The sequence below is a fragment of the Psychrobacter sp. Choline-02u-9 genome, from assembly GCF_002836505.1.
Taxonomy (GTDB): domain Bacteria; phylum Pseudomonadota; class Gammaproteobacteria; order Pseudomonadales; family Moraxellaceae; genus Psychrobacter.
Window position 1 is genome coordinate 112,765 of sequence record NZ_PJBF01000042.1, and the last position, 23,087, is coordinate 135,851.

Annotated in this window: 20 protein-coding genes; 8 read left to right on the forward strand and 12 right to left on the reverse strand. The window is 43.8% G+C overall.

Annotated features, from left to right (window positions below):
- Positions 1 to 23: 23 nt before the first annotated feature.
- From CXF69_RS04080 to CXF69_RS04095, 4 genes are all read right to left on the reverse strand, one after another.
- The gene (locus tag CXF69_RS04080) at positions 24 to 875 is read right to left on the reverse strand and encodes an SDR family oxidoreductase (RefSeq protein WP_058025428.1); all 852 of its coding nucleotides are present in this window, start codon (positions 873 to 875) and stop codon (positions 24 to 26) included.
- A gap of 77 nt (positions 876 to 952) precedes the next feature.
- Complete coding sequence (locus CXF69_RS04085; RefSeq protein WP_227522872.1) at positions 953 to 1,936, reverse strand: TauD/TfdA family dioxygenase; 984 nt, start codon at positions 1,934 to 1,936, stop codon at positions 953 to 955.
- A gap of 39 nt (positions 1,937 to 1,975) precedes the next feature.
- Entirely contained in the window at positions 1,976 to 3,601 is a 1,626-nt protein-coding gene (locus CXF69_RS04090; RefSeq protein WP_101204493.1) for an AMP-binding protein, read from the reverse strand.
- A gap of 56 nt (positions 3,602 to 3,657) precedes the next feature.
- Positions 3,658 to 4,512, reverse strand: coding sequence for a thermostable hemolysin (locus CXF69_RS04095; protein ID WP_058025426.1), 855 nt, complete (start codon positions 4,510 to 4,512; stop codon positions 3,658 to 3,660).
- 585 nt (positions 4,513 to 5,097) lie between these two features.
- Between CXF69_RS04095 and CXF69_RS04100 the strand changes: the two genes are divergently transcribed.
- On the forward strand, positions 5,098 to 5,745 hold the full coding sequence (locus CXF69_RS04100) for a glutathione S-transferase (RefSeq protein WP_102078447.1): 648 nt from the start codon (positions 5,098 to 5,100) through the stop codon (positions 5,743 to 5,745).
- Between the two features lie 122 nt (positions 5,746 to 5,867).
- On the opposite strand, the gene CXF69_RS04105 is transcribed toward CXF69_RS04100, so the two are convergent.
- The 4 genes from CXF69_RS04105 to CXF69_RS14475 form a co-directional block, all read right to left on the reverse strand.
- A complete protein-coding gene (locus tag CXF69_RS04105) occupies positions 5,868 to 6,683 on the reverse strand; it encodes an IS3 family transposase (protein ID WP_134292201.1) in 816 nt (271 codons plus the stop codon).
- Between the two features lie 152 nt (positions 6,684 to 6,835).
- The gene (locus tag CXF69_RS04110; protein WP_166739206.1) at positions 6,836 to 7,444 is read right to left on the reverse strand and encodes an FMN-dependent NADH-azoreductase; all 609 of its coding nucleotides are present in this window, start codon (positions 7,442 to 7,444) and stop codon (positions 6,836 to 6,838) included.
- A gap of 17 nt (positions 7,445 to 7,461) precedes the next feature.
- A complete protein-coding gene (locus CXF69_RS04115; protein WP_264757022.1) occupies positions 7,462 to 8,229 on the reverse strand; it encodes an LLM class flavin-dependent oxidoreductase in 768 nt (255 codons plus the stop codon).
- Entirely contained in the window at positions 8,216 to 8,509 is a 294-nt protein-coding gene (locus CXF69_RS14475) for a hypothetical protein (protein WP_228706738.1), read from the reverse strand. The genes CXF69_RS04115 and CXF69_RS14475 overlap by 14 nt, the downstream gene beginning before the upstream one ends.
- A 150-nt stretch (positions 8,510 to 8,659) precedes the next feature.
- Here CXF69_RS14475 and CXF69_RS04120 point away from each other — a divergent pair, with 150 nt between their 5' ends.
- Positions 8,660 to 9,565, forward strand: coding sequence for a LysR family transcriptional regulator (locus CXF69_RS04120; RefSeq protein ID WP_197707684.1), 906 nt, complete (start codon positions 8,660 to 8,662; stop codon positions 9,563 to 9,565).
- Between the two features lie 644 nt (positions 9,566 to 10,209).
- Here the strand turns inward: CXF69_RS04120 and CXF69_RS04125 are convergent.
- From CXF69_RS04125 to CXF69_RS04140, 4 genes are all read right to left on the reverse strand, one after another.
- Positions 10,210 to 11,304 carry an NADH:flavin oxidoreductase/NADH oxidase gene (locus tag CXF69_RS04125; RefSeq protein ID WP_101204499.1) on the reverse strand — a complete coding sequence of 365 codons (1,095 nt, stop codon included), beginning with the start codon at positions 11,302 to 11,304 and terminating at the stop codon, positions 10,210 to 10,212.
- A gap of 148 nt (positions 11,305 to 11,452) precedes the next feature.
- Positions 11,453 to 12,298: an IclR family transcriptional regulator gene (locus tag CXF69_RS04130; RefSeq protein WP_101204500.1), complete on the reverse strand. Its 846-nt coding sequence runs from the start codon at positions 12,296 to 12,298 to the stop codon at positions 11,453 to 11,455.
- A 232-nt stretch (positions 12,299 to 12,530) separates the two neighbouring features.
- Positions 12,531 to 13,763 (reverse strand): MFS transporter, encoded by a 1,233-nt coding sequence (locus tag CXF69_RS04135; protein WP_220455972.1) that lies wholly within the window; start codon positions 13,761 to 13,763, stop codon positions 12,531 to 12,533.
- Positions 13,764 to 13,924: 161 nt separating this feature from the next.
- Positions 13,925 to 15,079: an acyl-CoA dehydrogenase family protein gene (locus CXF69_RS04140; RefSeq protein ID WP_101204502.1), complete on the reverse strand. Its 1,155-nt coding sequence runs from the start codon at positions 15,077 to 15,079 to the stop codon at positions 13,925 to 13,927.
- Between the two features lie 329 nt (positions 15,080 to 15,408).
- On the opposite strand from CXF69_RS04140, the gene CXF69_RS04145 reads away from it, so the two are divergent.
- The 6 genes from CXF69_RS04145 (at position 15,409) to CXF69_RS04170 (ending at position 22,862) form a co-directional block, all read left to right on the forward strand.
- Complete coding sequence (locus CXF69_RS04145) at positions 15,409 to 16,185, forward strand: enoyl-CoA hydratase (RefSeq protein ID WP_057759956.1); 777 nt, start codon at positions 15,409 to 15,411, stop codon at positions 16,183 to 16,185.
- A 131-nt stretch (positions 16,186 to 16,316) separates the two neighbouring features.
- The gene (locus CXF69_RS04150) at positions 16,317 to 17,882 is read left to right on the forward strand and encodes a 3-hydroxyacyl-CoA dehydrogenase (protein ID WP_101204503.1); all 1,566 of its coding nucleotides are present in this window, start codon (positions 16,317 to 16,319) and stop codon (positions 17,880 to 17,882) included.
- A 73-nt stretch (positions 17,883 to 17,955) separates the two neighbouring features.
- A complete protein-coding gene (locus CXF69_RS04155; protein ID WP_101204504.1) occupies positions 17,956 to 19,158 on the forward strand; it encodes a 3-oxoadipyl-CoA thiolase in 1,203 nt (400 codons plus the stop codon).
- A gap of 169 nt (positions 19,159 to 19,327) precedes the next feature.
- Complete coding sequence (locus CXF69_RS04160) at positions 19,328 to 21,016, forward strand: fatty acid--CoA ligase (RefSeq protein WP_101204505.1); 1,689 nt, start codon at positions 19,328 to 19,330, stop codon at positions 21,014 to 21,016.
- 166 nt (positions 21,017 to 21,182) lie between these two features.
- Positions 21,183 to 21,662 carry an acyl-CoA thioesterase gene (locus CXF69_RS04165; RefSeq protein WP_101204506.1) on the forward strand — a complete coding sequence of 160 codons (480 nt, stop codon included), beginning with the start codon at positions 21,183 to 21,185 and terminating at the stop codon, positions 21,660 to 21,662.
- Positions 21,663 to 21,866: 204 nt separating this feature from the next.
- On the forward strand, positions 21,867 to 22,862 hold the full coding sequence (locus tag CXF69_RS04170) for a hypothetical protein (protein WP_227522873.1): 996 nt from the start codon (positions 21,867 to 21,869) through the stop codon (positions 22,860 to 22,862).
- Positions 22,863 to 23,087 lie beyond the last annotated feature (225 nt).

Genomic DNA, 23,087 nt, shown 5'->3' on the forward strand with positions numbered 1-23,087 from the left:
TGCCATGACACCCTAACCGATTATTATGATTTTTTAGCATATTGTTTGATGGTGGGCAGGTCTTTGACAATGGCGTTGCCAACGATGTTGGGAAACAATCGATTGAGCCATGCAAAAAAACGCTCAGGAAACCCCAAATGCTGATGCGCCTGATCGGTTGATATAAAGTGAATCAGTGCTTTTGCGACAGTCTCAGGTAAGTCCATTTTTACTTTCAATGCCTCATTCATAGCGACGACTGCGTCTTTATTCATGGTGGTTTTGGTGGCTCTGGGCGCAAAATAGCGAAACGTCACTGAGGTGTCGGCATACTCGCGGCCTAACGCTTCACTTGCACCGCGTAAGGCAAACTTGCTCGCGCCATAAGCACTAAAACCTGGGTAGCCAATACTGCCAAAGGTTGAGCCAACGCTGATAATTTGGCTCGGGCTAGGCTGCGCTATCAAGATAGGTAGCAGTCTTTTTATAAGCTGTAGTGGATACGCCACATTGACGAGCATCATCTGTTCAATCGTGTCATCATTTTGATCCGTGAGCAAAGCAAAATCATTGATACCTGCGTTGAGTATGACCGTATCAATGACGTTTCTATGGCCTTGTGTCATTTCACCCAGTCCCTCTACCAGTAGCGATTGCGATGTCTGCGAGCTTAAATCACACGTATGAGACACAAGCGGGACATCAGGATAGTCTTTGGTCAACTCATCTACCAAATGAGTCAAGGTCTGGTTGTTACGCCCGACCAAAATGACAGGCTGATTATTGGCACATAATTGCCGTGCGATCTCCTGCCCGATACCACCCGTGGCACCGATTAGCATGGTGTAATTGAGCGTAGCTTGTACTAGGTCTGATTGGCCATTAGCTGGTGTCATGATATCGAATCCTTGTTGAACATTGATTGTTAGAGCACGGACTATTGAAGCGCGGATTGTGGTGAGATGTGCTGTTGCTAATCGTTTGAGTGATTAATGCCATGCCTAATGCCAAGCCCCATCGCAATATACAGCTTACGCTCTGTTAAAGGCACATCAATTTGTCGACGACCATGCATGATGCGTTTGTTGTCGAGTATCACCACATCGCCATTTTGCCACGCAATGTCTTGAGTGTATTTTTCACAAAGCTGAGTCAGCTCATCTAGGAGCGCATCATCAACGTGTTGACCGTTTGCTAGGGTGAACTCAGGTTTTTCATAGTTAAATGAGGGCCCAAGTAAAGTATTTGCAAAGGCCAGTTGTCCGCTTACGTTGTCTTCTCGAATTGCAGGTATCTGTAATACGTACCGAACGCCGCCGTCTGTCTGAGGTTCTACGTGATGCGTTAACGTCTTGCTCGTCGTCGCCGTGATAAATGTCTCTAAATCATCCAAGCTTATTTGATCGGCGTCTGCTCTGCCGGTCGCAGTCGCCACGTAATTTTGCCATATTGCCTGAGGTAAATAGCGACTGATCCGCATCGGCTGATTAAAGATGGTCTTTAGCTCAGGTGATAGCGCTTGATATACAGCATGCCCATCACATATCGTTGTTTGTGAGCCTTTTTTGGCGCTCAATTCACTAAAAAAAGCAATGACGTCAGGCGGCATCGGCGTATTGCCATTTTCGATATGTAGTCCAATAGCATGCGTGCCTGCATCCACTTTTTGCGCTTCAGAAGTGATGTTTTGGCGGGCGGGATCGTAGGTCAAGGTTTGACAAAGTTGACTCATCAATTGGCTAAACGTCTCTACATCGTAGTGATAGCCTCGAAGTAACGTCCAACCATGGGTTTGCAACTCCATTAAAATATCAGCGATTTTAGGCAGGGATACGCTAGCAGACGCGTGGGAGGTTGGTGCCTCAAAAGTGTCAAGTTCGATAACGTCGCTTTTTATCAAGTTGCTTTGTATCAGGTCGTTTTCTATCAAATTATTTGGCATAAGAGTGGTTTGCATAATATGGTCCTATTGTTGTACTGCTGGTAAAATCGTCCGTTATAAGCCGAGTACCGATTGATAAGCGGTAAAAATGTGCGCGCGTCGTAGCTTACCGTTATCAGTCAATAATTCATTGTCCGTACTAAAAGGGTGCTCGGCGAGATGCCACTGTTGGATACGCGCATAGTCAGGCAAGGTTTGGTTAACGACATCTATCGCTTGCGCAATCGCAGATTGTGGATTATTGCTCGTTGCGACCATGTTGGGGTTGGCGACTATCACCGCAGACAAATGCGGCTCACCGTCTCCGAGTACCGCGACCTGATAAATAATGGGCTGCGTTGAGAGCTGCGCTTCTACCCATTCAGGCGAGATATTACGGCCAAAACTACTGATGAGCACGTTTTTGCGTCGACCCGTGATGTATAAATAGCCGTCGTCATCTAAATGACCGATATCCCCTGTGGCAATGATGCCATTGTCATCCTTACTATTGTCATGGTTTAAGTAGCCTTGCATCGCATTGCCCTTTACCATTACTTCGCCACTATCTGCGATGCTGACCGAGGCGTGAGGCATAGGTTTGCCCACACTGCCTTCGCGCTTTGCTTTTGGCGTATTGAGACTGACTACCGAGCCGCATTCAGACAAACCATAGCCTTCATAAACAGGCAAGCTTAAGGCACTGGCGTCTTGTAGTAATTGAGGGGAGACTTTGCCGCCGCCGACTGCCATAAACTTTAACGATGGCACAGCAGCATTGGCGCTGGATTTGGTTGCTCCCTTGTCTGCCATGTGCTCACAAATGGCTTTTAGCATTTGCGGTAATAAAATAACGCTGGCGATATGGTATGTTTGTACCGTTGTCATCAAGCGCTTGGCATCAAAAGCTTGATTGGATAACAAACCGAATTGATCAATGTGCCCTGTCATCAAAGTACGGCCCATGTATAGGCTCACGTAGACGCCTGCCACATTTTCTAATAAAGTGGCAAAAGGCAACACGCTCAAATGACTAAAATTGCTTGTGGTATCGGTCACTTCTAGCACGTTATTAGTGTTATCTGTCAAGGTGTCAGCGAGCGCGCCCGATAACGACTCGACAATACGCATCAATGTCTCTTGACCCAAACACACGCCTTTTGGCATACCCGTACTGCCTGAAGTGTAAGTCACTTTGCAAAAGTCGCTAGTGGTAGAGAAATTTTGAGCGGTGAAGGTATGGTCAGTGATGGTGCCAGCAAGTTGATAAAAACGGCCTGTGATATGAGTCGCCTGCTCAGACTTGATGGTTTTTGTCTCTGGTGTATCAGCAATTATCCAATTATCCGTCTTGTCTATGGTTGGCAGTTGTAAACCAGCGCCAACGTATACCATCTCTATCTGCGCATCTTGTAGTAAGTGCGCAATTTGCGCGGCACTAAAAAATAAGGGGATGGGCACAACGACCGCGCCGACGGTACTCAATGCCAAATCGAGTATGATCCAATCTATATCGTTATGCGCATATAAGGCGACACGCTTGCCTTGCCATGTTTCTAATGTTTGATGAAGCGCGGATAGCGTGCGTTGTAGCTGGCCATAGGTCAGACTGGTCGTGTTATAGTCAGCTATCGTTTGTATCGCCACCTGCTTGGGAGTTTGGCGGGCATGCTGACATATCGCCGTATAAATGGGGGGCATAGTATTCTCACTGTCTTGTGGTGGTGCAGTGTTATTGGTTGGCTAATGCATGCGTATTAAACGGCTATCTTATTTAGCGTCAAACGCGTGGTAGCATTCATCTCTAACGTTTCGGTATAGCGATAATGTGGGGCGCATACCCGCTTAGCATCGGCCACATTGATAGCAACTACTAAAGGATTGTGCTGATAGTAATGGCCCCATGATGATACTTGCTCAGGGTCTTCTAGCGCTTCTGCAGTGGCCTTGGCAATGACATGACTGCGAATGCCCATATGTGCCAGTATATGCCTTACCGCATCGGTGCCAGTACACACGACCCAGTCTGCTTTGGTTTGGTATTTATGAGTCGTAGGATTCAGGGTAGGGGTAGATAAATAAAACACCAAAAATGCTATCATCAGCCGCGCGCTACCAGCACAGCCTGATGCCAAATTGCCAATCTCAAAAATACGCTGACGACTGACAGGCTCGCCTGCCACTTTGCTGATTTCGTTTTGTATCGGAGCATTTAAATACTGCTCTAAAAATATCTTATCTTCACAGATGGGCTTTAGACCGATAGCAACGCTCGTACCTCTAAACGCAGGCAATGCATTACTATTATCAGCAGATAACCAATCACCATAAGACGGCATATCGGCAAAACCTGAAAACAAGATGGGCATAAAGTAGCTTAACCGTGCATGATGGATGTACTCATATATGCGTTTGATAAATGCTTGGGCATCTTGGTTTTGGGCATATGAAGTAGGCGATGTCGCTATTGGCATTTGCGTACTGGCACGAATATAGAGGGAGGAGGGTATGCCTTGCACTTCCAATATTGACATTGGCTTAACCGCTTCAATATAAAAGGTCGTATTTAGAACATTCTGTAAGGTATGAGTGCTATCAATAGATAATGACATCAGCTGTCTCCAAATGTTTAAAAGCTTTTAGCACGATTAACATCATGAAAGCATCATAAAGGAGCAACCTTAACTGAACCTTAAGATAGTATCGTCTTTAACAGGCGATATAGTTAGTTAGCAGTCGATATAGTTAGAAACGAGTATTTAGCCCAGTATTTAACCTCTAACATTCATGTGCAGTAATCACGGACATGATTCGCCCTAAAGCCGTAAACCGACTCAACTGCTGACTTATCATCCTCAAAAACTGCATGTATCAGTCCTTATACTATAGAAAATAGTCCAGTATAAATTCAAAAAAATGATATTTACAATAGGTGTCAATGGTTTTTAGCCAACAATAAGTTGCCATTATAATAACTTTGACTGTGATTATATTTTGAGTTTTTTGGTGTTTATTTATCAGTCAAACAAGAATTTAGGTGCTGCAAACGCCGTCAACATCGAGAGTGAAATCGGTGTGAATCTCATCGCGCCTAATAATATTTACCTACTCCCTAATAAAAACCATATCAGTGTGTTTGAGCCTACTGGTTCTTATTGATATGCTATTTAGTTTTTATTCAATTGTGGAAGACAACTATGACTTTACCGCGCCATCGATTGTATTCTTTTCGTCGCTGTCCTTATGCTATGCGCGCTCGTCTCGGTCTAATGTTCGCCGAGTTACCACTAGAGCTACGAGAAATAACGTTAAAGAATAAGCCAGATCAGATGCTAGCGATTAGTCCAAAAGGCACGGTGCCAGTTTTACAGTTAGCGGATGGGACCGTCATTGAAGAGAGTGCAGAGATCATGATGTGGGCGCTTGAGCAAAACGATCCTCAAGGACTGCTAGATGAAAAGATTTCATCTGAGGCTAATGCACTGATAGCACAAAACGACAATGAGTTTAAGCAGTGGCTCGATCGCTACAAATATGCCGATCGTCACCCTGAGATGACTCAAATAGAATATCGACAAAAAGGTGAAATTTTTCTGCAGTATTTAGAAGCGTTATTGACTAAGAATACATATCTACTAGACAATAGCGTGACCGTTGCTGACATCGGTATCATGCCGTTTGTTCGTCAATTTGCACATGTTGATCGTGAGGTGTTTTATGGTTTGCCATACCCTAAATTGCAGCAGTGGTTACAAGATTGGCTTGCGCATCCGTTATTTTTGCAAGTTATGACTAAGTTTGAACCATGGCAAGAAGGCGATGAGGTGGTGATTTTTCCTTGTTAATATCTGGTATTTGAAGTTATTTATATGATCACATGAGTGGTGAGTGGTGAGTGGTAGGTAAAGTATAGATTTGAAAGAACGTAGGAGAATACACATTTTATACTTGTAGTGGTCAAATATTTTTAGACAGTACTTAAGAGGTTTTTGTTGAAATAAAGTCTCTTTTTCTCGCTCGGTGTTAAATACTCATTAAAGCTGTGTGGTCTTACACTTTGATAATAGCCCCAAATATAATCATTTACTGCCTGCCGAGCCTCATCAATATTGTCATAGCCGTTTTTTGGCATCCACTCTGTCTTAAAGCTTCTAAAGAACCTCTCTGTAGGTGCATTGTCCCAACAGTTGCCTCGTCGGCTCATACTATGCGACATACCATTGCACTTGGCTACGCATTTAGCATACTCTTCACTGGTATAATGACTGCCTTGATCTGAATGAAACAGCACGCCTTTAGGCTCAAGTCTTATGTGATATGCCATTTTTAGTGCAGATGTGGTCAGCTGGGTATTCGGGCTATCTGACAAGGCAAAACCAACAATACGTCGAGCATATAAATCCATAACGATGGCTAAATAACACCATCCGGCTTTGATACGAATATAAGTAACATCACCTGTCCACACTTGGTTTGGTGCAGTGGGCGCAAACTGACGGTCTAGTATGTTTCCATAAGCTTTATGGAATTCTTCACAACGCCTGTACTTATGTGATTTTATCTGTCGACTAATCAACCCCATTTGTGCCATCAGTTTACCTGCTCTGTAGCGTGTGAGTTTAATGTCATGTTGATGCGTGACGATAGCAGATACCGTCCTTGCACCAGCCGAGCCATTTGACTGCTCAAATACTTCTCTGATTAAGGCTTTGAGCCTTATAAGTTCAATGTCTATAGACCTAGATTTAGTACTGTTGTAATAGCTGCTTCTAACAACCCCAATGCGTCATAGGAGCAACTACCAAACGGTTTTTGATGACGATGCCATTATTAAGGGTAAAAGGTTGAAATAAAGGGTGGTATTTTGATTTCATAAGAAAATTCTCCTAACAGTATATTGGGTAACTTGAGCTTATGTATCAGCTATCTTAAAATTTAATTAATTTGCCATTGGTTAAAATCTTCTAGCGTGGCTTGTAAAATTGCCTCTTTATCACAAATGGCTGTGCCTTCTGCTCGAATCAAGGTGCGTTTTTTAAAGCCCATTTTTGCAAACATCATATCCAAATAACGGTAAGCAAATTCCATTTGTTGGCATTCTTTATCCAATGAGAACATCGACCCACTAATTTGTAGAAACAACACGGCTCTATTATCGGTCAATAAGGGTTCAATTTTACCTGCCTCGCTGTACTGGAAAGTCTCTCGTGGCACCAACACCATATCCATATAATCTTTGAGTCGAGCAGGGATATTGTAGTTATACATCGGATAGATAATAACGATTTTTTGATGCGCTTTAAACTGCTGTAACATCGATTGCCGAGTGTCGGCGATAGCTTGCTCCGCCACACTCAAAGCCTCCCCTGCTTTTTGTTTATAAATGACCGTTAGGGTTGCCTCATCCAAGGTAGGTAAATCCATGTCATTTAATGGCAAATAGGTTGTGCTTTCAGCAAATTGCTGTTTGATTTGTTGTAGTAACTGAGCCGAAAATGACTCAGTATGGGCATTGATTGTGGTATCAATGACAAGCGTTTTCATGGTTTTATACCCCATTTTTATTGGTTTAATTTGGCTAACACATTTTCTGCTAAGTCTTGCAACGTTTCTTTGACAGGGCGTTTGGTAGGCTTTAAATTAATGGTGACATGAGATAAGCCTTGTTCTTTCTGCTCTTGCCAAAATTCCAGCAAACTATGTGACCCGCCTCGTAGATAAATATTGCGAGATAATTGAGCAGGCTCATTCGGATTCTCACTAAGTTCGACAAAATTGGCATAACCAAAAGGATGCCAAGCGTCATCTTGATTTAAATCCGCCAAGGTTTGCACGATATTTTTGGTATCTTTTGGGTTTACCCCATGCCAAATCCACGCATCGGCAGTATTAGCAAGCCAATCTAGTTCCTGTCTGGCACGACCAATAGCAACCATCGGTAAGCGTTGTTCAAGGGTAGGGATAAAGCCAATATTGCCTGTTAAATCCCCATAATGTTGCCCTTTAAACTGCGGAAATTTTTGGGTGGTTAAGGCACGAATCATGTCCCAACTTTCTCGAAAACGCTCGGCACGATTGTCAAAGTTTTGCTGAAACACAGGGTATTCCACAGGTCTATCGCCACTCGACATCCCCAAAATAAAGCGATTATTGCTTAATACTGCTGTACTTGCTGAGGCTTTGGCGATATGAATGGGACTCCGCAAAGGTGCAACGATGCCTGCTGAACCTATCGCAATTCGTTGGGTTTTCGCAGTCAAATAGCCCATGGCAACCATGGGGTCAAATGCTTGTCCAACATCGCCAAAACTTGGGTCATAAAATGGCACATCTCGCAACCATAGTGCAGAAAATCCAAGCTGTTTCCCCAAAGTCTTCTAAGCTCGGAATCGGACTATTGGGATAGCCTTTAAACGGGGCAATCAATCCCAAGGTGAGTTTATCCGCTTGAAACACCTCACTAAATGCAGGGTGATTGGCAAGATGAGGGGGTAGTTGTTTTTGTTGCGGGGTTATATTTTCATTCGTCTCAGCGGTGTGAAATAATTGGCTATTGTCTTGTCCAAGAACAGAGAGGTTTGGTACAGCAGTTTGTGAGCTTGTGGTCATGGGAGTCACTCCGTTAAATTAAGCATTAAAAAATATAGCCCTAGTATAATGCTTTTATTTTTAATGATAATTGGGGTAAAATTAGAAACAGTTTTGCTTTTTTTGCAAAAATATGTTTATTCAAAAATACACTTAACTGCTAACAAACCCATGACCATCAATTACTTCTATGCCCTCACTATTTTTCACCATGTGGCGAATACTAATAGCTTTACTGCCACGGCAAGTCAGCTTGGGCTGGCGGTGTCGTCTGTCACTCGGCAAATTGATAACTTAGAACAATCCTTGCAAGTTAAGCTATTGAATCGCTCAACCAGACATTTGGATTTGACCCATGCAGGGATGCGTTATTTACAACAGACCGAGCCGATATTAGCTGAATTACAACAGGTAAATGAAGCGATTAAAGAGGAGCAAATTGAGCCACAAGGGCGATTGTGCCTTACTTTTCCCAGTGCCTATGGGATTGAAAAAATCGCCCCATTGCTTGCCGAATTTGCCCATTTATACCCAAAAATTGAATTGGAGCTATTTGCCAGTGATGAATTTGTAGATTTATTTAATGAGAAATATGATGTAGGGGTGCGGTTAGGGCGTGTGGAGGATGACCGCTTGGTAGCAAAATTTATTGCCTCTCAGCAACGGCTGTTATGTGCCAGTCCCGATTATCTACGATTGCATGGAACACCACAAATACCGTCACAATTAGCCGAGCATAATTGTTTGCCGTTTATGTATCAAGGCTATGCGTCAAAGTGGTATTTCCATCAAACGGGTAAAACGCAAAGTTTGCGGGTGACAGGGAATTTGATGGGTAATAATATAGAAATGCTGAAACAAGCCACGCTTGATGGACAAGGGATTAGCCATTTACCTAATTGGCTGATTGAGAAAGCGTTGCAGTCTGGGGCGTTGGTACAGGTGTTGTCTGATTGGCAAGTGACCCCGTCTTTGGCGACAGATGACGGGATTTATTTGGTGTATCCGCCCACTAGCCGTAATGTGGTAAAAATTGGCGTGTTGGTGAATTTTTTAGCACAGCGTTTGATAGGTTAAACTGTAGATGGTGATATTGTGAAAAGCAGTAGAATATTATGCGTATCTAATTTAGGAAAGGCTTTCTTCATCATACTATTCTGATTTAAGTAACTGAACAAATTTAAATTATAAAAAACCGTTCGTGGTGAGCTTGTCGAACCATAACGGTTTTCCTACTCTTCAACAGGCTCAGGGTGAACGGAAAACCATATATAATTTTGTTTCATTACTTACTAGAATAATAGCTTAATACTTTTGTTTGTGCGGTGTGTAGTGGTCATATCTTCTCTCCAGTCTTGGTGATAGTATAACCTCTTATCTACTGTCCTATTTCATTATGCCACTACAATGACACCTGCTGAGTACAGGCAGGTGGCTTAATTATTCTACGATGATGTTGTGTTAAGAATGGGGTATTTACAATGAGGTAATTCCGCTTATGGAACATTTAGCAGGCCTAACAAGACCATAAGTTGACCTCCCTGCGCTACACTTCAGCCGGTAAATTATGGCAGCGTTGATATCACTACCACTTGTCAAGTTGAATACACTGATGACTATCTAACTTTTAAGCCATAATTACTTTAGTTTGAATTAAAGTGAGTTAATGCATAGACTGAAGCAAGTAATGTCTTCAGTCTATGTTCGTAGTTCGATTACACTTATTCTATCGGAGACGGCTTGCCATGTGGGCTTGAGCGCAGATATTGTTTAGGCGCTTTGACGGTTGCGCCAAGCTCGGCCGCCGCATGCCAAGGCCAGTGCGGGTCATAAAGCATACCGCGTGCTAATGCAACCGCATCCGCTTGCTGCTCAGCAATGATGCTTTGCGCTTGCTCGGCTTCGGTGATTAAGCCCACTGCGATGACGGGTATATTGACGGCTTCTTTTATCGCGGTTGCAAAAGGCACTTGAAAGTTCGCTTCCACAGGAATTTGCTGGTCTGGGCTAAGTCCTGCGGTACTCACATGGATATAATCACAGCCTAATGCCTCTAATGCTTTAGCCAGCTCGATCGTTTGGGCAAGGTCCCAGCCGCCTTGGGCCCAATCGGTTGCAGACACACGCACACCCACTGGCTTTTTACTTGAAAACTCAGCTCGAACCGCTGTAAACACGTCAAGTAACAAGCGCATTCTGTTTTCAAGACTGCCGCCGTATTGATCATCACGCTTGTTAGAAAGCGGCGATAAAAACTGATGCAATAGATAGCCGTGCGCACCATGAAGCTCAATCAGGTCAAGACCCAGCGCATCGGCACGTCTTGCCGCATCGACAAAATCGCTGATGAGCGAATCAATGTTTTTTTGGTCCATGGCTGTGGGTACAGTAGAGTTTTCGTCATACGCAAGCGCTGATGGTGCCACCGTTTGCCACCCATTTACCTCATCAGGGGCAATCGAACCGCCGCCGTCCCATGGCTTTTCGGTTGACGCTTTACGTCCAGCATGGGCCAGTTGTAGGCCTATTGGCATAGGACTGTACTGTCTGATTGCTGTTAGCGTTTTATCTAGTGCAGCTTGAGTCCTGTCATCCCATAAACCTAAATCAGCATAGCTGATACGTCCTTGTGGATTGACCGCTGTTGCTTCTAAAATAAGTAGTCCTGCGCCGCTCAAACTCATTTGGCCCAAATGGATCATATGCCAATCACTTGCCGCTCCATCGTTGGCAGAGTATTGGCACATGGGTGCGATGATAATACGGTTATCTAATGTGAGTTGCCCAAGTTTCAAAGGCGAAAAAAGCTGGCTCATGGTGAATCCTCAAAAAACGTCTAAAGGCACTGAAAATAAAAAGACACGTAACATAAAATGTCAAAACGATATGAGTGACTTATATGACTATCGCTTGAATAGTTGGTGGAGATGAATCGTTATTTTCATGGGGCACATTTAAGCGATGCTAGCTAATATATAGATTACTCTCGATCATGTTTTTCATATGCAGCAGGCGAGGGGCAATGTCTTCTTCTAGTTTGGTACGACTAAGGATAAAACTTGGTGCGCCGCAGTTAAAAGTGAGCAAGCCTTCCGTTGGGTGCATCAGCGCAATGGCTACCGCGTTGACATCCTTTTGCCATTCACTAATTGAAAAACAATAACCGTAGTCTTCATAGTCTTGAAAGGCTTTATCTAATCCTCGTCTAATCTTTAGCCAATCATCTTTATACTTACTACGAATCGCATTAAGAATAAACTCTTGCTCAGCAGGTGGCATACTTGCCAAGCAGGCTCTCCCCATCGAACTTAAATGAATAGGCAAATAAGAGCCGACATTGCGTTGCATGGTCGTGGTCCCTTGGCCTTGCACAACGTTGAGATACACCATCATCAGTCGATCACGAGTAGCCATGGCAACGGCGCTATTGGCATAGTCTGCCAGCTCTTCCATATAAGGAGTCGCAAGGTTATTGATAGAGATATTAGTCATCATGGTATAACCAAAGCTTAGTACCCCTGTCGAAAGCTGGTACTTACTACTATTGGTCGATTGTTTTAAATATCCCAATTTGACCAACGTATAGGTCAGACGAGTAATGGTGCCTTTAGGAAGGCCTGTCAGTTGACTTAGGTCTTGGTTGCCTAGATAAGGTCGCTGCGGGGTAAAACAACGCAGCAGCTCTAACCCTCGAGCCAACGCTGTGACAAACTGTCGGTCATTTTTATCTCTCATCTCTGCAATGGGTTCTAACAATTCAATATGCATCTCGTTGTTAGCGTCTTCATCGGTAAGGGTATCATTAGTCATATGTCGTCTATTATCCCCAATCAAATTCATACAAGCGTTATAAAATCACAAAACTTTATTATTCATAGCATTCTGTGAGCTAATATCAGCTCACAGTTACCCACTGTCTCTTTAATTATATTATATCAATTTACTTTCACATTCTCATTCTCATTCTCAGCATAGCATAACGAGAAACTATTGTTTCGCTATGCGGTATGAACGGTAGCAATAGTCGTTATAAGAGGTATGGTTAGGCTTGTTGTGGATCATATTGCTTTTCTTTAATAAACAAAGTAGGGATAAGACCACATAAGAAATATGCACCTGCCATAAGTAATAAACCTGCGCCGATAGAGTTATGCATGGCCATATAACCAATGGCAACAGGAGCAATTACAGAGCCAAGCCGTCCAATATTAAATGCACCACCGATAGCAGTACCTCGGATAGCAGTAGGGAAACTTTCGGTTAGATAGGTGGCATTAATGGCATAGGGGATACCATATAAGAAACCAAAGGTGATCATTAACCAACCGATATTTTCTGGAGTATGCATATACACTAGAATAGGAATAAACAATGCAGTGCCCATCGTACCAAAGGCAAATACTATCTTACGTCCGATTTTATCAGCCATAAATCCAGCCACAACTTTGGCAAACATCATAGTCAGGTACGTTCCCGCCATATACAGTGCCATTTCTTTGAACTTGATACCCAATTCAGTTTCTAGATAAGAAGGTAGCCAGTTACTGACACCAAAATAGCCGAATAACAAAAGTCCCGAGCTCATTGACCATAGGATAAACATGATACGGTGTTTTGGATTTTCCATTATCGCTTTGTATGGGTTCTCTGCTTTTTTGAGAGTATCTAGTGCGCCGCTCAGTTTTAATGCACGAGCGTCTTTCCAAGACTGGGGTTCAGGGACTAAAAAGTACATAGATACTGCCAAAAGTATCGGCAAAAACGTCAGTAGATATAGTGTGCGCCAACCATAGCTAGGGATAATCCAAGCGGATACACTGGTGATAACCAATGAGCCTAAAGTAAATCCAGTCATTAATGCAGCAAGGACGGTGGTTCGATGCTTGGTAGGTACCATCTCTGACATAAGTGTATTGGTAGCGATATAAAGACTACCAAGTCCCAAGCAGGCAATAACCCGTAGCGTGACAAACTGCTCATAGCTCTGCACCAATCCACTAAAACCAGACAATATAGAGAACATGCCAGTCGCAAGGACGATGACACGTACTCGGCCAAAGCGATCGCAAGCCCAACCACCAAAGAACCCACCGATTGCCATCCCAAATAACGACCAACTGCCTAGAGCGCCAGCTTGTACGTTGGTCAGTGCAAACTCTAGTTTTAGGCTGGATAAGGTAAAGGCAAGAATACCGATATCAGCCCCATCACATAGTAAAACTAAAAAACAAAAAACAAAGGCCAGTTTCCAAGGTTGTTTTTGGGTGGAGCTCATACTTGGATCTGCAGTTATAGCGACACTTTTCACAATTTATATCCTTAACGTTGTGAGAATGAAAAACTAATTTGATGCGTAGTGGTAAAAATAGAGGGGAACGGTATCAGCATCCTAGCAAATACCGCCGTGCATTCTGGTGGATAAAAAAGTGGTAGGGATTACTCGCTGGCTTCTTTAATCATATTGCGGGCAATGATGACTTGCTGAATTTGTGTGGTACCTTCATACAAACGATATAGACGTACATCACGATAAAAACGCTCAATACCGTAGTCTGCGATATAACCGGCACCGCCATGGATTTGTACCGCTCTATCAGCAACACGGCCACACATCTCAGTGGCAAACATTTTAGCGCATGAGGATTCAGTAACGACGTCTTTGCCTTCGTCACGCAGACGTGCAGCGTCTAGCACCATGGATTTGGCGGCATAGATTTCTGCTTTTGAGTCAGCGAGCATGCCTTGAATCAGCTGAAAACTGGCAATCGGTTGACCAAATTGCTTACGCTCGACAGCATAGTTCAGTGCATCGTTCAGCATGCGAGTGGCGGCTCCAGTACTGGCTGCTGCAATATGCAAGCGCCCTTTATCAAGAACTTTCATGGCCGTTTTAAAGCCAACACCCTCAACACCGCCGATGAGAGCGTCCGCTGGTACGACGCAATTATCAAAGATCACATCACAGGTATGCGCGCCTTTTTGACCCATTTTTTTATCAATTTTGCCCAGAGTAATACCAGGCGTGTCGCTTTCGACAATAAATGCTGAAATACCGCCAGAGCGTTTGTTTTGTGGGTCAGTACGTGCCATGACAGTGAATACACCAGCCTGCGGGGCGTTGGTGATATAGCGCTTGGTACCATTGATGATATAAGTATCACCATCCTTAATAGCCGTCGTTTTCAATGAGGCGGCATCTGATCCTGACTCCGGCTCGGTCAAACAGAATGAACCGATGATTTCACCACTGGCCAACCGAGGTAGGTACTTCTGCTTTTGTGCTTCAGTGCCATCAATCACTAGGCCAGATGAGCCAATACCATTATTTGTCCCTATTAATGAGCGAAACGCAGGGGAGGTACGTCCTAACTCAAATGCCAGCGTGACCTCTTCTTCCATAGTGACACCAAGTCCGCCGTACTCTTCAGGTATGGTCAATCCGAAGAGCCCTAATTCTCGCATTTGCTCAATGATCTCTTCTGGAAGGCGGTCATTTTCGGCAACCCAATGTTCCATAGGGATAAGTTGATCATTAACGAAGTTACGAATAGTCTGAGTGATGTGGTCGAGGGTCTCTTTATCTCTAATCATATGAATCTTCCTTGTTTGATTGATGCCTGATATCAATATCGGCACTGTGACAGTACTAAATAATGTGACGTCCTTGGATAAACAGCATAATCGATGAATTATTAAATTACAATAGTTTTGGTTTAAAAAACCGCATTGCGGTATTTATATAATTTAATACAACCTTTTATCCCGATTTTATTCTAAATTATCTATTTTTTCTACTTCACAAACCAAAATAAACAGTATATATTGATATTAAATACCGCATAGCGATATTTAATATTTAAAATAAATGCTTTGCTAGAGTGTTTGTACTTTATACAAAAATGATGTTTAAGGAGTCGATCATGGAAGAGCCGCTCATTATTTGTGAGAAAAAAGGAGAGGGCGTGAGTGTCGTTAGACTTAATCGCCCCAAAGTGCGCAATGCACTAAACAGTGAGCTACGCCAACAAATGGCAGACCTGTTCATTCAATTAAATGATGACTCACAAACCAAAGCGATCGTCCTTACTGGTGGTGACAAGGTGTTTGCCGCTGGTGCGGATATCAACGATTTTTTGACTACTAGCACAGTGGATATGTACTTGCGTCATAGTGAACGCTATTGGAATGCCATCACTAACTGCCGAAAGCCTATTATTGCTGCCGTCAATGGTTACGCTCTGGGCGGTGGCTGTGAGTTGGCCATGCATGCTGACATCATCATCGCAGGTAAGTCTGCCAAATTTGGTCAACCCGAAATCAAGATAGGACTCATGCCAGGTGCTGGCGGAACGCAGCGTTTGTTTCGCGCGATTGGCAAACATAAGGCCATGAAAATGGTACTAACGGGCGATATGATCAGCGCTGATGAGGCGGACACAATGGGGCTGGTATCTGAAGTCGTTGAAGATGAGGCTACTATCACACGCGCCATTGAGATTGCTGAGCAGCTATCACATTACTCTCCCATTGCCTTAGCGCAAATCAAAGAAGTGGCAAATCTAGGTGTTGATATGCCCTTAGAAGGTGCATTGGCTTTAGAGCGTAAGGCTTTCCAGATTTTGTTCAATACTCACGACCAAAAAGAAGGCGCTAAAGCCTTCTTAGAAAAGCGTCCTGCGGAGTACAAAGGGCATTAATCCCTAGCCGCGTTAATTCATAAGCACGTGAATTCATAGGCACGTGAATTCAGAGCCACATTGTGATTGCTTTTGAAGCAAGTTATCACCTTTGAACCAAAATTTCATAGCACACTATGTAGAGAGTTATTATGACTGTGAACACAATTGCCATTATCGGCACTGGTATTATGGGCATGGGTATTGCTCAAATTGCTGCTCAAGCTGGCATCCAAGTACTCTTGTATGACGCTAAGTCAGGCGCTGCTGAACAAGGACGACAATCCTTGCAAAGTACCCTAGAAAAACTAACTGCTAAAGGTAAGTTTACCGATGCGCAGTTACAGGATACTTTAAGTAATTTGACGGTACTACAGGAGCTTAACCAAATTGCGACTGCTGAGATAGTGGTTGAAGCCATTATCGAAAATCTAGACATCAAAAAACAGCTTTTTGCCCAGTTAGAAGGTGTGGTCACTGCCGATACTATTTTGGCGACCAATACCTCATCCTTATCAGTGACCGCAATTGCTGCTGACTGTGATCATCCGGAGCGCGTGGCAGGATTTCACTTCTTTAATCCAGTCCCCTTAATGAAAATTGTAGAGGTCATTCCAGGTCTGTCTACTCAGCAATCAGTGATTGACGTTCTCTCCGATTTGGCCAAACGTATGGGTCATCTAGGTGTGGTAGCAAAAGACACACCGGGTTTTATCGTCAATCATGGCGGTAGAGCGTACGGCACAGAAGCGTTAAAAATATTGGGTGAAGGGGTAACCACGTTTGAGAATATTGACCAAATTTTGCGTGAAGGCGCAGGATTTCGCATGGGGCCGTTTGAGCTATTAGACCTCACTGGTATCGATGTATCGCACCCCGTGATGGAGTCGATTTACAACCAGTTCTATCACGAAGCGCGTTATCGCCCGCATCCATTGACCCGTCAAATGCTAGTAGGTAAAAAGCTTGGTCGTAAGGTTGGTGCAGGGTTCTATCACTATGAAAACGGTCAGAAGTTGTCAGCAGCTACTGCTCAAGATCGGTCGTCCGAAGCACTCATATCTGATGCCGTTATTACCTCAGTTTGGGTTGGCGCTGATCTGGCAGAAGACAAAACTCAACTGGTCGATTACCTAAAGTCTCAGGGTGTCGCGATCGATGACAACGACAAGCCAAACCCTGATAGTTTGGTGCTGCTCGCACCCTATGGCGAAGATACGACCAATGCTGCCATTCGTTATCAAGTTAATCCTAAGCAAGCCGTTGCCATTGATATGCTCACTGGACTAGCAAAGCATCGTACTTTGATGCCAAGTCTCGTCACGCAGGAAACATTTATCGCACAAGCTTATGCATTATTCAGTAAGGGCTTGGATGACAGTGAAGCAACCACGCAATCCGCTGTCGGTGCCACGCTAATTACAGAAAGCATCGGCTTTGTGGCACAACGTGTGGTCGCTATGGTGATTAACCTTGGTTGTGACATTGCTATGCAAGGGATTGCTTCACCTGAGGACATCGATAATGCTGTCAAGCTTGGGTTAGGTTATCCATATGGTCCTATCTCTTGGGGCGACCATCTTGGGGCCTCGCGTGTGCTGCTTATTTTAGGGCGCATCTACGGGCTGACAGGTGACCCACGTTATCGTCCAAGCTCTTGGCTGCAACGCCGTGCCAAGCTTGACATGTCATTGTTTACTCAGCAAAACACTTACTAATTTGAACGACAAGATATGGTTATTAAACCATAAAACCATTATTTAGAGTTAAAAAATACGACAAGGAAACGTTATGTTAGATGCTTATATTTATGACGGATTAAGAAGTCCATTTGGTCGCTATGTTGGCGCATTAGCAACCGTACGTGCTGATGATTTGGTTGCTACCGTGATGAAAGCATTGGTCGAAAAACACCAACTATCTGCTGATATCTTTGATGAAGTGTTGCTAGGTAGTGCCAACCAAGCAGGCGAGGACTCTCGCAATATCGCGCGTAACGCGGCTCTATTAGCAGGGTTGGATGTAACAACTCCAGGTCAGACAGTAAACCGTCTATGTGCATCAGGTCTGTCTACTGTTGTCGATGCTGCTCGCAGTATTACGTGCAATGAAGGGGATATTATTTTAGCAGGTGGGGTCGAGTCGATGACGCGTGCGCCGTTTGTATTTGCCAAGACAGAACAGCCTTTTAGCCGTGACTTTAAAGTTTTTGATACCACCATTGGTAGCCGTTTTCCCAACCCAAAAATTATTGAGCAGTTCGGCAGTGATACCATGCCGCAGACGGGCGATAATGTCGCGCAGAAGTATGGTATTACGCGCGAGGAAGCCGATAAATTTGCAGCCGCATCGCAAGCCAAGTACCAAGCCGCCAAGCAAGCAGGGTTTTTTGACGATGAGATAACACCTATTACTGTATCCCAAGGTAAGAAATTGCCTGCAAAAGTAGTCATAGATGATGAGCATCCGCGTGCCAGCTCTAATATTGAAGCACTACAAAAACTCAAACCGTTGAATCAAGATGGAGTCGTCACCGCAGGTAATGCGTCTGGCATCAATGATGGTGCTGCCGCGCTCATCATTGGTTCAAAGCAAGCAGAGAAAAAGCTAGGCTTTAAACCGATTGCCAAGATCTTATCATCAGGTGCAATGGGTGTTGAACCCAATATCATGGGCGTGGGTCCTGTTGAAGCGATTAAGCTAGCACTAAAGCGTGCGGATCTGACCCTTGAGGACATGTCTGTCATTGAGATCAATGAAGCTTTTGCCTCACAGGTACTGGGTTGTCTAAAAGGGTTAGATATTGATTTTGATGATAAGCGTGTCAATCCCAATGGTGGGGCCATCGCTGTCGGTCATCCGCTTGGCGCATCAGGTGCCAGAATCGCCTTGAGTACTGCTCGAGAGCTACAGCGTACGGGCGGCAAATATGCCGTGGTCAGCTTGTGTATTGGTATTGGGCAAGGGCTTGCCATGGTGATAGAACGCGTTTGAGACTCAAAAGCATGCTCGCCCCATTATTGATTATAGTTGATTCAGTTTAGAAGAGAGACAAGGCAACCGATCGCAGATGTAACTGTGATACTTCAAGTGAGGGTAACGCTGTCACTCTTTTATAGAGAATTGACTATATCAAGGACAATTTATTATCAAGGAAGATACCATGACAACCATACTCAACGAACACGATAATTACCATCAAGCCGAAGACGCGTATGGTTTCCCATTAATTATCAAACAGCTACTAAACCGCGCCAAGATTGCTTCCACTAACCAAACCATTAGCTATGCCGACAAAGTCACTTATACCTATGCTGAGTTTTTTAAACGTATCAATCGCTTGGCCAATGTATTAAAAAATATGGGCTTGCAGGCAGGTGATGTGGTCGCGGTCATGGACTGGGATAGTCATCGTTACCTTGAGGCCTACTTTGCAGTACCAATGTCGGGCATGATTTTGCAAACCGTTAATGTGCGCCTGTCTGAAGAAAAAGTGCTATATACCGTCAATCATGCTGCGCCAAAAGCCTTATTGTTGAATGCTGAATTTGCGCCGATGATTAAAGATTATCGTGACGATGCGCCTTCTATCGAGCATGTAATGTGGGCTGATGATGAAGATGACAATAAAGCAGAAAGTGATAAAGCTGAGCTGCCAGACTATGTCGATGGCGAATATGAGGCGCTATTAGCAGCTGCTAGTGACGAGTTTGACTTCCCAGATTTTGATGAAAACACTATTGCTACGACATTCTACACCAGTGGCACGACAGGCGATCCAAAAGGGGTTTTCTTTACTCATCGCCAGATCGTACTACAGACGATGGCAAGCACTTTGGCGTCAGCCCTCAATGCCGAAGGTCAAGGTGCGCGCTACAACGATGTCTATATGCCAATGACGCCTTTGTTTCATGTACATGCGTGGTGCTGGCCATATGGCGCAACCATGATAGGGCTCAAGCAAGTATATCCCGGGAGATATCTGGCACCAAAATTGGTCGACTTGATCGAGCAGCATAAAGTCACGCTATCACATGGTGTCCCTGCAATACTACAGATGCTTCTCAAAGAAATGGCAGAACGTGGCCGAAAATTTGAGGATCTTAAACTGTTACTAGGTGGCTCAAAGCTCAATGAGGGCTTAGCCAAAGCGGCAATCGAATGTGGCATAGAATTTATGTCAGGGTTTGGTATGTCAGAATCATGCCCTGTACTGTCTCGAGCAGTATTCGATGACAAAACAGAGTCGATGACGCTAGAGGATAACCTTAACTATCGTTGTCTGTCAGGTTCACCCATTATGTTAGTGTCGATGGAAATTTGGGATGAAAATGGTAAACCACAACCCATGGATGGCAAATCGACAGGTGAGCTTGTGATACGCGCGCCGTGGTTGACCCAAAGCTATTTTAAAAATCCTGACGCAGGTAATGAGTTATGGAAAGGCGGCTGGATGCATACGCAAGACATCGCCTGTATGACTGCTGATGGCACGCTAAGCATTACAGACAGACTCAAAGATGTCATTAAATCCGGCGGCGAATGGGTATCCTCGCTTGAGGTCGAAACCATTTTGTCCTTTCATCCTAGCGTCGCTGATATCGCGGTGATTGGTGTGCCAGATGAGCGTTGGGGTGAGCGTCCCTTGGCGTTGATCGTGCTAAAACCAGACCATGTCGACACAAAAATGGAAGATATTTTGGCATTGGGTCATCAAGCAGTAGAGAGAGGCCATTTGCCAAAATACGGTGTACCAAGTGAAGTGAGGTTTTTGCCAGACATGCCAAAAACCAGCGTCGGTAAACTCGATAAAAAACGCATGCGTTCGATGTACTCAGAAAATCTCATCTAGTCAAACAATCCGGTCACCATCAAATCGACTCTGACAAAAGTGAAAACTTGCATAAACCCTAGTGCTTGACTAAATGCTAGGGATAGGGAGGTGTGTGAGTCACGAGCACCCTGAGTCACATTCATCCTCTATATAACAAAACCTGTCTAATAAAAAGAGAGAAACTATGGAAGCTGCGCCTACGTTCCCAGAAATACAAGAGATTGTCACAAGCGATGAAAATCACCCATTGCATGACTTTACAGTTATCTACCCTCAGCAAGTGGAATGGGGTGATATGGACTCCTTTGGTCATGTCAATAATGTGGTTTATTACGAATATGCTCAAAATGCTCGTATCTACTACAACAGGCGGCTTGGTTTATTTAACGAACAAACGTCTTCGGTGATGGCAGCCTCATCATGTCGTTACCTCAAATCGGTTGCCTATCCCGATGAGTTATGGATTGGCGTCAAGGTCAAAAAAATCGGTAATTCAAGTCTGATTCATGAATATACCTATTACAGTACGGTGCAGAAAACAGTCGTTGCAATCGGTGAGTCGGTGTTGGTATACCTCGATAAATTGAGTGGGCAAAAAAAGCCTATCAGTGAGTCGAAAAAAGAGGCGATTGCTGCGTTAGAGAATATTGACCAAGAAGCGTAACACCCAATATATCGGTCAAATTATGATTGGGGTTTTTAATTGAACAGTAGTTATTAAGTAGCAGTTGGTTTTCATCTAAAAGGATTATTTATTTTTATGGATTAAAGAAAACGTAGTAGCAATTGGGATTGATAAGGATATCAACATAAAACAGGGAAGAAATGAATGATGCTTTATATAAAAAGGCTATCTGTAGGTTTTGCTATGGTTGTAACATGCGTATCTGCACAAGCAATAGATCTTGTGACAACAGGTGACACGACTTTGAGTATCGGTGGTTACATCAAAGCAGAAGGTGCTTTTAACTTTCCTGATGAAGGCGAGTCGGAATTTAAGGGTAATTTACGCCAGTCTCGTATCAATGTGAAAACGACTAAGTCGGTAGATGATAAAAAACTCACGGGGTTTATCGAAGGTGATTTTTATGGCGATTACGCCAAGGGCGGCTCAAATCTGCGTTTGCGTCATGCTTATGTTCAGGTTGATGATTTGACAGTGGGTAAGACTTGGAACGGTCAATTTTTGGCAGTGGCACCTCTGTCTACGGAGCAGCTTGATTTTTGGGGCACTGGTTTGGGCACGGCCTCTGGTGGTGGTTCTTATATTCGTCCAGATTTGACGTTGCACTATACTTATAAGGGGCTACGTTTTACGGCGCAAGACCCTGTTTACGATAATGCGAGCTTACCTGATATGGTGGTAAGCTACAAAGATAAGATATCTAACTTTGACTATAACGTGGCTGTCACGGCTCGTGATGCTGAGAACGGAGATGGTTCAGATGTGGGTATCGGTGTTTCTTTAGCTGGCAAGCTAACATTGGGTAAAGATTCGCTCCATGCCAGTATATATAATGGTAAAGGCATGGGTGCCTATTCTGCCATCTGTGTTGGAGGACCGCTAATTATGAATGGCGGCGTAGACTGTGATGCCGAGGATGGGAAGCTGATCTCGCAAACTGGCTATAGCGTAGGATATAAGCATCAGTTTACCCAAAAGCTGCGTGGCAACTTGCGTTATGGTGAAGTAAATGTAAACGATGCGGCAGACACTTCTGCTAATGTAAAAAGCGCAAACCTTATCTATGAGTATCTACCAGATCTAGATTTGGGTATTGAGTGGAGAAATCAGGACGTAACGACATTCCCATGGATGCCAGCAGGTCAGCAAATTGAAATAATGGCAAAATATGATTTTTGAGTTGAAGTGTTGAGAGGAGTAAGCGATACGATGGCGCATCTTCATAGTTATAGTGGGGATGTATTATCTTGATTAATGATTTTTTATTGATACTTATCATGTTATTCAGGTATTAGAATATATACTAGGAGCTTTTTTATAAATATAACTGACGTTGCAATTGTAAGAATCGAAACGCCAGTTATATTAGTTTATAAAAAGATAAGGTACTATGTGTTTTCTACG